The following is a 983-nucleotide window of genomic DNA, read 5'->3' as shown; positions in this document are numbered from 1 at the left end:
TGAACCGCCCCGGAATTGTCGGAGACTCAATTTTCTGAGAGAATACGACAATGAAAACACGAAACTATACCCCTGAAATGAAAGAGCGCGCCGTCCGTATGCTAATTGAAGCTAAAGACGATTACCCATCCACCTGGTCAGCCATCAAAGCCATAGCGCCAAAGATAGGTTGCACGCCTGAGACCCTACGATCATGGCATAAAAAGCACATTGATAAAACCATTCCTGCAAATATTCAAGCTCAAAGCCAAGCCGAGCGTATCAAAGAGCTTGAACGTGAGAACAGAGAGTTAAAGCAAGCCAATGAGATTATAAAGAAAGCTGCTGCTTTTTTCGCCCAGGCGGAGCTCGACCGCAAACCCAAGTAATGGTTGATTTTATAGATGACCACAAACAACAATATGGAGTCGAGCCAATCTGTAGAGTACTACCGATTGCTCCATCCACATACTATCGTGCTAAAGAGCTAGAAGAAAATCCTGAAAAACGTTCACAGCGTAGTCAGCATGATGACTTCTATCTTAATGAGATTAAACGTATTTGGAAGGACAGCAAATGCCGTTATGGTGCTCGTAAAGTCTGGAAACAGTTGAAATCTGAAGGTGTACATCCTGCACGTTGCACTGTAGAGCGGTTAATGCGTCAGCATGGTATGCAGGGTATTTGGCGAGGTAAAGGTAAGATAACCACTAAGTCTCGTGATGATCAAAAGCGTGCTGTTGATTTAGTTAATCGTAACTTTAATGCCCATCGCCCTAACCAGCTATGGGTTGCTGACTTTACTTACGTTAAAACATTGAGTGGTTGGGTCTATACTGCCTTTATCATTGATGTGTTTGCTCGCGCTATCGTTGGTTGGAAAGTATCAGATCGTATGAACACTGATATGGTGATGGCAGCACTAAACCAAGCCATTGCAGACAGAAACCATCCTAAAGATGTGATTCATCATAGTGATCGCGGCGTTCAGTACTTATCCATTC

General features: G+C 43.6%; 1 pseudogene and 1 other annotated feature. The pseudogene reads left to right on the top strand.

Features of this window, described 5'->3' with window-relative positions:
- Window positions 1-50: 50 nt before the first annotated feature.
- Window positions 51-983: pseudogene (locus JMX83_RS14930) on the top strand (IS3 family transposase); the annotation flags it as partial.
- Window positions 326-442 (top strand) — a sequence feature (AL1L pseudoknot). It overlaps the preceding pseudogene by 117 nt.

Origin of the sequence: Psychrobacter piscatorii (assembly GCF_904846415.1) — a bacterium.
GTDB lineage: Bacteria > Pseudomonadota > Gammaproteobacteria > Pseudomonadales > Moraxellaceae > Psychrobacter > Psychrobacter piscatorii.
This window is presented reverse-complemented; position numbering and strand designations above follow the sequence as displayed.